7 protein-coding genes and 1 other RNA gene are annotated in these 8,686 nt (G+C 40.7%); 6 read left to right on the forward strand and 2 right to left on the reverse strand.

The window, feature by feature from the left end; genetic code table 11:
- Nucleotides 1-96 precede the first annotated feature (96 nt).
- From ssrA to CFE23_RS10310, 3 genes are all read left to right on the forward strand, one after another.
- Nucleotides 97-496: a transfer-messenger RNA gene (gene ssrA, locus CFE23_RS10300) on the forward strand.
- 365 nt (nt 497-861) lie between these two features.
- Nucleotides 862-1,527 carry a hypothetical protein gene (locus CFE23_RS10305; protein ID WP_291087473.1) on the forward strand — a complete coding sequence of 222 codons (666 nt, stop codon included), beginning with the start codon at nt 862-864 and terminating at the stop codon, nt 1,525-1,527.
- Nucleotides 1,528-2,176: 649 nt separating this feature from the next.
- On the forward strand, nt 2,177-2,761 hold the full coding sequence (locus CFE23_RS10310) for a hypothetical protein (protein ID WP_291087476.1): 585 nt from the start codon (nt 2,177-2,179) through the stop codon (nt 2,759-2,761).
- Between the two features lie 71 nt (nt 2,762-2,832).
- Here CFE23_RS10310 and CFE23_RS10315 read toward each other — a convergent pair whose 3' ends face one another.
- Entirely contained in the window at nt 2,833-3,555 is a 723-nt protein-coding gene (locus CFE23_RS10315) for a YozE family protein (RefSeq protein WP_291087479.1), read from the reverse strand.
- Between the two features lie 276 nt (nt 3,556-3,831).
- Here CFE23_RS10315 and CFE23_RS10320 point away from each other — a divergent pair, with 276 nt between their 5' ends.
- From CFE23_RS10320 to CFE23_RS10330, 3 genes are all read left to right on the forward strand, one after another.
- Complete coding sequence (locus CFE23_RS10320) at nt 3,832-6,225, forward strand: AAA family ATPase (protein ID WP_291087482.1); 2,394 nt, start codon at nt 3,832-3,834, stop codon at nt 6,223-6,225.
- 17 nt (nt 6,226-6,242) lie between these two features.
- The gene (locus CFE23_RS10325; RefSeq protein WP_291087485.1) at nt 6,243-7,424 is read left to right on the forward strand and encodes a hypothetical protein; all 1,182 of its coding nucleotides are present in this window, start codon (nt 6,243-6,245) and stop codon (nt 7,422-7,424) included.
- A gap of 187 nt (nt 7,425-7,611) precedes the next feature.
- Entirely contained in the window at nt 7,612-7,824 is a 213-nt protein-coding gene (locus CFE23_RS10330; RefSeq protein WP_291087488.1) for a hypothetical protein, read from the forward strand.
- A 139-nt stretch (nt 7,825-7,963) separates the two neighbouring features.
- On the opposite strand, the gene CFE23_RS10335 is transcribed toward CFE23_RS10330, so the two are convergent.
- On the reverse strand, nt 7,964-8,686 hold a 723-nt coding region (locus tag CFE23_RS10335), incomplete at its 5' end, for a Crp/Fnr family transcriptional regulator (RefSeq protein WP_291087492.1).

The following is an 8,686-nucleotide window of genomic DNA, read 5'->3' on the forward strand; positions in this document are numbered from 1 at the left end:
TGGGCAGTTGTGGTACGGCAGCGAAGTTATTCATTATTAATTGTCGATTGTCAATTGTCAATTGTCAATTATCACCTATCTTTGCAATCCCATATTGGGGTCGACTGGTTTTGACAGCAGGTCGAATTGGAAGATAAGCATGTCGAGAAGGGGGACGAATTCTCGTAAATACCAAAGTCCTAACACTTTTACACGGCGAAAATAACTACGCTTTAGCTGCTTAATCCGAATTATAGTACGATGAGCCACGTCTCTGCAAGGCAGGGAAGCTGGATTCTCCTTGAAAGCCCTGGTCTGTGGCGTTCTTAAAAGGGGAACCGTAAAAATAGACCTAGGGATGATGAAGCTTCGGCACCATCCTGACAACTAAGAAGCTAAGCATCAGTCGGCTGTTCCTGGCCACAGCTGATGACGAAAATTCAATCAGGAAATAAGCATGTAGAAAGTTTTTTAGTTGCCTGTTTGGACCCGGGTTCGATTCCCGGCGACTCCACAATTCTTATTTCAAAAGAGTTTAATTGCCCGTAAGTCCTCAGACTTACGGGCTTTTTTTTAATGCTTTCGGCTAGGCAGCAAGAGACTTTCCCAGGATCTTCAGTATGACAGTGGGCTTCATGGATTGGAATACAATAAGCAATTTATTCTTGTTATAATTAATGGTAGTTACTATAAGGTTACTATAACCTTATTATAAACTTACTATATTTTTATTATAATGTTACAATATTCTATGAAATGCATTATATTTATACCGAATTTAATTACTGACGTAACATGGCAAAAACCAAAGGCATTATCGCTTTCACCGGAACGCTGGGCGGCGTGAACTTCTATGTGTTAAATGGTGTACCCGTCAGCCGTATGGCTGGTGGGGGGTTCAATGGAAAGAAAATTAAGACCAGCCCAAAAATGGTTCGGGTGCGTGAAAACGGGTCCGAGTTCAAGGGCTGCATGCAGGCGGTGAAGCATTTCAAGGCGGGCCTGCGGAAGCCGCTGTCCTCGATTAAGGACGGGACATTACACCAACGGCTGGTGAGCCTGTTTACCAAAATCAAGAATGCTGACACGGTGAGTGTACGTGGCGCGCGAAATGTAGCCAATGGTTTGCTTGCGGAGGAAGGACGGCGCCTGTTGCAGGGCTATGTACTCGATTCCGGGCCGGGACTGGCGCGGACGCTGCGGCAGCCATTTGCCTTTTCATGGGATGACACCGGGCTGGTGTTTAAGGGATTTGATGCGGGTTTGGTGGCTTTTCCAAAGGGCGCTACACAGTTAGAGCTCACGGCATTTTTTTATGTATTCGACTTCGAAAAACACGAATCGGTGTTGGCGTCCAGTGAAACCAAAGTGATTCTGCGGGATTCCGGAGACCAGGGGACGCTGTCGCTGACGGCCCCTGCCCTGCCCGAGTCCAACGCCGTGCGGATGGGTTTGCTTCATTACCGGTTCCAGCAGGAGCTCAATGGATCGCTGTACCCGTTGCAGGGTGAAGGGGGTGCAGGCATGGAAGTGGTTTGGGTTTCTTAGCGCTATGAAGAAAGTTAGCTACTCGGAAGGATTCCCAAGGGAACGGAAGCGGAGCATCCCGAGGGCATTGATTTTCAGGTTGTATTACAAAATATAAAAGCAATAATATCCGATATTCAATCAAGAGAACCGGCTGGGCAGCGCCTTAACCACGATTGAATTTTATTTATTGAAAATGGTTAAGGCTGTTTTAGTAGCGTAATAATAAATTTGTAGTATATTTCGTTAACTGGATAAAATCATCATTCATGTTCAAAATAGGAGTTGCAGATCTCGTGCTGTAGCACGAACGGCTATTGGAGAAGAATTAAACTACAACGCAGATATAACAGAGATAGAGTTAGCACATATGCCAACGGAGCCTCTCGGTGGAGCTTATGACCGCAAGAAATTTTTGAAGCAAAGTTAAAGTATGATGCAACATACAGCAGATTATATCGACAGGGCATGAAGGATAAAAAGAAACCCTCGATTTTTCGAGGGTTCCTTTTTTTTTAAAATGTTAATCTCGCACTTACTATTTAACAATATCAAGATTGTTTGTGCTGTTTATCTATGGAATAATTCATTTTGACGAAAATTTATTTATTTAACAATTTATTAAGTATATCACCATTTAAATTTGCAAATAATTTTAAAACCGATAGTCATGTATAAATTTTTTTTATTAGTATTTGCTATATCTGCAAATACTATTTTTGCACAAGGTACAAATGGCGCATTGTCTGAAGGTAACTACCAAATGCTTAAGGATGCTGTTGAAGCGTTAAAAGAACACACAGCTTCAGATAATAGAAATCACGGTGATAGTAGATATACTTATCAAACGCAAACTGGCAATTCTCAAGCACAAGGGTATTCCAACGTGAATCCTCAACTTGCGGCACAAAATGCTGCACTGGCAAAAATGCAATCTGACGCAGCGCGAGGACCGGTAATTGTTTCTAACCAGTATGGCGTAGGAAGCGCAGTTTATTATGATACTGCACGAAATGTTTATCAGGTCCAAATCAATGACGGAAGCTGGATGATACAAGGTCAATCGCCTTTCAGCGCAGCTGCCGCAGTTCGAAATGCATATGATGCAAGAAATAATGCTCAAGCTATTGCAAGGACAGGTTACATACCCAATGGATATGTTGTTACGCAATCAAGAGACGGTCAGGGTATGGCTATCTTACCAGCACCCTACGCTTCACCGTATAATCCAGCTATTGTTATTCCATTGCCGTAAACGTGTATATTTGGATTACGAGTCTTTTTATGAATTGAAAAAGAGCCCTTTTAAGGGCTCTTTTATTCTTATCACATTGAAACCATATTTAAACAAGCTAACTCCGGCGTGCTTCGTACTTCATCTGCGAATAGAGAATATGTAATTTTGCCAGCCTTCGCCAAAGGACGCTCTAATCTAACTTTGTAGTTGCGCTCGTCTCCGCTAATAACTGTTGCAGGGATTGCTTTCGACCCAGTCCATGAAATCCATGCTTTATCCCCTGCTTCAAATTTCTCGGCACGACGATCCTCAAAGTGAAGTGGCTTTACATTCTTTACAAATGTAATTTTGCGTTCATCGTAGTTTTTAATCGCAACTTTTTTTCGAATGGAATTTACAGGTTGTGGAGAATTTTTCCTTTTCACATACGCTGTGTAGGTTTTCCAAGCACGATTAAGGGTCTGTATAGCTTCATAAACCGCATTCTTATCATGTAAATAATCGCAGTATTGCTCCACAGTCGTATAAGACGGCCAAGATTTGTCCGACATATCTCTCGCTAAATCTCCTAAAGGTGAATCGCGCTTTACATGCTTTCTAAGCCAGTCTGTAAAATTCAGTTGAAATGAATTTGCAGCAATGTCTGCCGGTATGTCTCTTTTTTGGTTTAATGTACGCTGGCAATTAATCCAATTCGCGAAGCCATATTGTTTTGCAACATTTTCTAAGGCTTCAGTATGAGTAATGCCAAGTTCTTTTCGAAGTTTTTTTGCTTGACGCTTGATGTAGTCTAAAGTTGGTATTTGATCCATTGGAATTTCTTTTTTAATCTCATACAAAAAAATGTCACCCACAACCACTTCTCGATATGAGGAAAAGATTTCCAAAACGAGATAAAGTTCAGTGCTTATACAGCTTCGCTACAGTGGGCGGCAGGTTTCTGAGCAACCTAGATGGCAAAAATAGCAAAAAAGAATAATATAGCAATTGTATATTCGCAGAACGTTTGATTTTTCAACTGTAAGTGAATATATTTGACACTAAATCATTTAGTTAAATAGGCTTAAATCAATCTATAAAGAGATAAAATGATACATAAAATTGAGCGTTTGACCTCAATAGGTAAGTTTCGGAGTTATACTGCCTCAGGTCAGGTAAATTTTCACAAGTTAACTCTTATTTATGGGGATAACGGTAGCGGCAAGACTACCTTAACTTCAGTCATTCGCTCTGCGACCACAAATGACCCTCAGATTGTAATCAGTCGTGCTTCGACGAATGCAACTGTTAACCAGGCCGCACAAATTGTTGAGGCCGGAACCCCTCCCATACACCACACTTTACGAACCACAGGCTGGAGCGTTCCATTAGATAACGTAGAGATTTTTGACATACATTTTATAAACGATAATATTTATTCAGGTTTTGATTTTGGTGATGGCCAACGTAAACAACTGCATAAATTTGTTATCGGCGATCAGGGTGTGGCGATTCAACAGCAGATCGAAGCCAACAAAGATTCTAAAACAGTTTCTAGGACACTACAGACGAGTTTAGAACAACAGATTTTAACAGCCGTAGCAAATAATCTGACTGCTGGAGCAATGTTGAATGATTTAGTAGCTTTACAAACGGCGAGTGCTGTAAATATTGCCCAGTCGATAGCGGCGGCTGATGCTTCACTTACGACAGCAAGGGCAAATGCGACAATACAAACGCTACCAAATTTACAGCAACTTTCCGACATCCAACGAGGAATAGACTTTGATACTTTGAAGGCTGACTTGCAATTGACAACAGCTATAATCGGAGATCAGGCTTTAAAAACACTTTTTGCCGAGCATTGCGCTGATTTAGCAGCAAATAATTTACAAAATCCTGAGCGTTGGCTCGAAAGCGGATTTCGATATGTCGAACACAAAAATCACCGTAATACTGACGAGCAGATATCCTGTCCATTTTGTACGCAAGAAATTTCAACTTCATTAGATTTATTCAGAGCCTATAACACATTGTTCAATGAAGATTTTGGAGCGTTGACCGAACGTATTCAGACGCATACTAACGACTTACAGTCTTTCAATTTGGCCGCTACGCTTCAGGCACTTCAAAGTACAAATCAGAACAACGTTACCGCCATAGCGTCATGGGTAGCGCATTTGCCATCAACTGTTCAGCCTCCTTCATTTGCTTTCATGCCGGACGAACAGGTATTACAAATAGAACTCGGAAGGGTAATAGCCGCTGTTAATTATAAGGCTCAAAATCCATCAACAGTAGTTGCGATTGAATGCGTTGAGGAATTTGAAAGATCCCTCGCTGCAATTAGCGCAGGAATAACGCAGTATAACGCTGAAGTTGTGGCTTATAATGCGGGTATTGCAACATTTAAAACTGGCATACAAACTATTGCACAAGCAGAGGCTGAATTAAATCGTATGCGTAGAATTGAGCGCCGGTTTGACCCAGCAGTTAACACCCTGTGCGTACAGCTTGCAGCGGAGCGTACTAACCTTAGAACACTTGAACAGCAATATACTGCGCTATCAGCTAGCCAAGATACTTTAGCAAGTAGCTTCTTGGCAACTTATTCTACTCAAATTAACCATTATCTCGGGACAGTTTTTAAAACGTCCTTTCAAATTGCCGATGTCGTCCACTTACCTCCGCGCGGACAAGCTAGAGAAAGTAAAGTCGGGTATAAGTTGACAATTGACGGATTGGATATTTCATTCGATGAAGGTCAACCATTTAGTGCGCGGGAATGTCTCAGTGAAGGAGATAAAAGCACTATAGCCCTCGCATTTTTTCTTGCCAAACTTGATAACGACCCTCACCGAGCTGACAAGATACTGGTGTTTGATGATCCTTTATCAAGTTTAGATACAAATCGCCGGACATATACAGTCAGGCTAATCAAAAATCTTTTTCAGCACATGAAACAGGTAATTGTCTTGAGCCATAATGAACATTTCCTTCATGAAATCGGTGACGGTTTCGGCGCAGCGCAGAAAAAAACTTTGCGAGTTACCGAGAATTTCGCTGCGCGCGCTTCGATCCTTGAAGTTTGCGATTTGGATGATTTGGTGAAGAATACGTATTTTAAACATATTGAAGAACTGGAGAGCTTCCGCACTCACCCCGATCATTCTAAAAAAGATACAGTACTTGGATGGTTAAGGAATGTTTTGGAAGCACATTTACGCTTTAAATTTTATCACGACTTAAGGACAATGACACACACGCAGACATTTGGAAGTTTGATTACACATCTAGAAGCTGAGCCAGTAGTTTTTAGAGATGGCAATAAAGCTCAGGTAATTTCAGATTTGCGTTTAATTAATAGTGTTTCATGGAGACCTCATCATGGTGATCCTTCGCCGGATTTCGCTTCACTGTCTGTCAATCCTCATACTATGACAGCAAGTGAATTAGACAATATGATTGTTGAAACTCTTACGCTTATTAATGACCGTCTGTAGGTCAACCAAGGATGAACATGGATTTTAATGAAACTTATATATTTAACAAGGAAAATCAAAATATTGTCCCAGCTATTTTACCAGAGAAAGAACAATACTATAAGGACCTAAATAATATTGAATGGGGCATGACAGGACGAATGGATGCAATGTTTGCAAACCAATTTTTCTTAGAAGCGATTCAGCTTATTATTAATTCGATTACCTTGTTTGAGAAAGGATATTTCGATTGTGCATTTTACTCCTTAAGACAATCTTTAGAGATTTCAACAACTACTGTTTACTTAGCCGATGACACGGAAGAAAACAGAAAAATTGAAATGCAGAAATGGAGTAAGCAGGAGAAGTTTCCTATGCACAAGCAGATGATAGATGCCTTGGTCAAACGGAAAAGCGATTTTGCTGACATAAAAGAAAAAATGTCGGTTTTCTTCGAAGAAGTAGACTCGGCAAAGCATCAAATGAACAAATATGTCCACAAACAAGGCTTTAGTACGTTTTATTCGTACTATGGTAGAGATAGCTCAAAGAAAAATGCTGCGCGCCTTAAAGATTTCCAAGATTTTTTAATAACGAGCATCGGGGCTGTAGCTGTATATCGCCTATCAATCGATCCTTTGCCAGTGCTACTACTTGATGAAGAAATATATAAACGCAGCGGACAATTCTGGTCGGAAGAATATAGCACTGATTTCATTGAAAAATATATTGGGCATGAACATCTTGATGCCTATAAACAAACAAGTTTATATACGGGATATCATGAAAGCTTGATTGCAAATGAAGAAATGATACCCAGCGTTTTAGCTTTGGTAAAAGATGACTTTATTGAAAGAGAAAAATGTGAAGAAATTCTCACCCAAGTTCATCTTCTTGGAAAAAATGAGCGTATTGCCGTAGCCATGACAAGTATATTGTCGAATCTTGTCAGAATTTACAATTCAGAAGGCTACCATTGGTATTGGACAAATACTCAATCCGTTCGAAAAAACCGAAACTTTAGCAGTTCGGATTTCAATATTTGTAAAGGGAAAGCACCTGCATTCAATCTACTTTTCCACGATGTTTTTATTAGCACTATTAAAATCTTAGATGACGAGTATTATCTCGAGCATAACTATCAACTTACTGAACAAGAAATCGCTTTGGTAGAGTTCATGATAGCGTTGACCGAAAATCAACATCAACAATCCAATTGAATACAATAGATGACCTAACGAAACAATTTTCACGAAATTAATTGAGAGTCATTCTTATCTTTTATAAATAATTTCCTCTTCGCTAAGTTTCAGTAAATCCTATAAATATTCTTTGATAGCCATTAATATAAAAGCCGCCTCCGCAAAAATAAATATCCCAAGTAATAATACATCAAAACACCACTTCTTGGTTCACAAGATACTTGAAAATTATCCAAATAAATCATCATCGGAAAATTCATTCCCCTCAAATATCGGGGTTCACCAGTCATCTGCGCAGGGAACTTATACCAATAGCAGCACCTGTACCTTCTCCTCTACGGGGCATATTGAAATTTCATTAAACATGGTTTTGGCGCTTATAGAATACCGCAAAGCGAAAATCAAAACTGCCGTTTGAAACTACAAATCTTCGTTGGCGACACAAAAGCGATTTGTTTTCTGTTTAATTTATAAATAATCTCCGCGTTGGAATCGGCAGTAATCGTTGCAGATTCCCAGAGACTTCGGATGATTCTTTCAGTGCCAACTCCCATCCGCTAATTGCGCATCATGCTGATCTTATCGTGGTTCAGTATTCGTAGGGCGTTGCCATTTTTTTCAATGAGGCCTTCGTTCCTAAACTCGGTGAGCGTCCGGCTGACCGTTTCAGAGGCGGTACCTGACAACGCCGCAAGATCATCGCGGCTGATCGTAACGCTATCCTGAATGACATCCTGTTTACGGAACAGCCGTAAAATTGATTCAGCAATCCTTTTTCTTACCGATTGATACGCCAGTTGTAAAAGATGGGTGTCCTTGTCACGAACCTCCCGTGACAACAGTTGGAGAAACTTTTCAGCGATATCTGGATATACATGCAACAATTCTTCAAACTGTGCTTTAGGAAAAAAACACAATAGGCTGTCTTCAAGTGCCGTAGCCGTATCAGTATAGGGTGTGTTGGATAAAATAATATTGATGCCCAGGAAATCGTCTGCCTGATAAATATTGGTGATGAGCTCGCGACCATCTAATGCTAATTTGACGGTCTTGATTTTTCCCGACAGCACAAAATAGACGCCCAGTGCTTTGTCTCCTTCATAATGCACGACCTGGTCCTTCTTGAAGTTCCTGCCGTTCGCTTCTGTAATCATTTTCTTCAACTCGGGTATTCCTGCCCGCACAGCGCCCACTTTTTGAGGCGCTCCAATGGCCTTATCATATAAATCCTGGTGCTTGACTCGCTTTTTCAACCTGCTTTCTATGGCACTCAGCAATTC

Source organism: Flavobacterium sp. BFFFF1 (assembly GCF_002256285.1).
Classification (GTDB): domain Bacteria; phylum Bacteroidota; class Bacteroidia; order Flavobacteriales; family Flavobacteriaceae; genus Flavobacterium.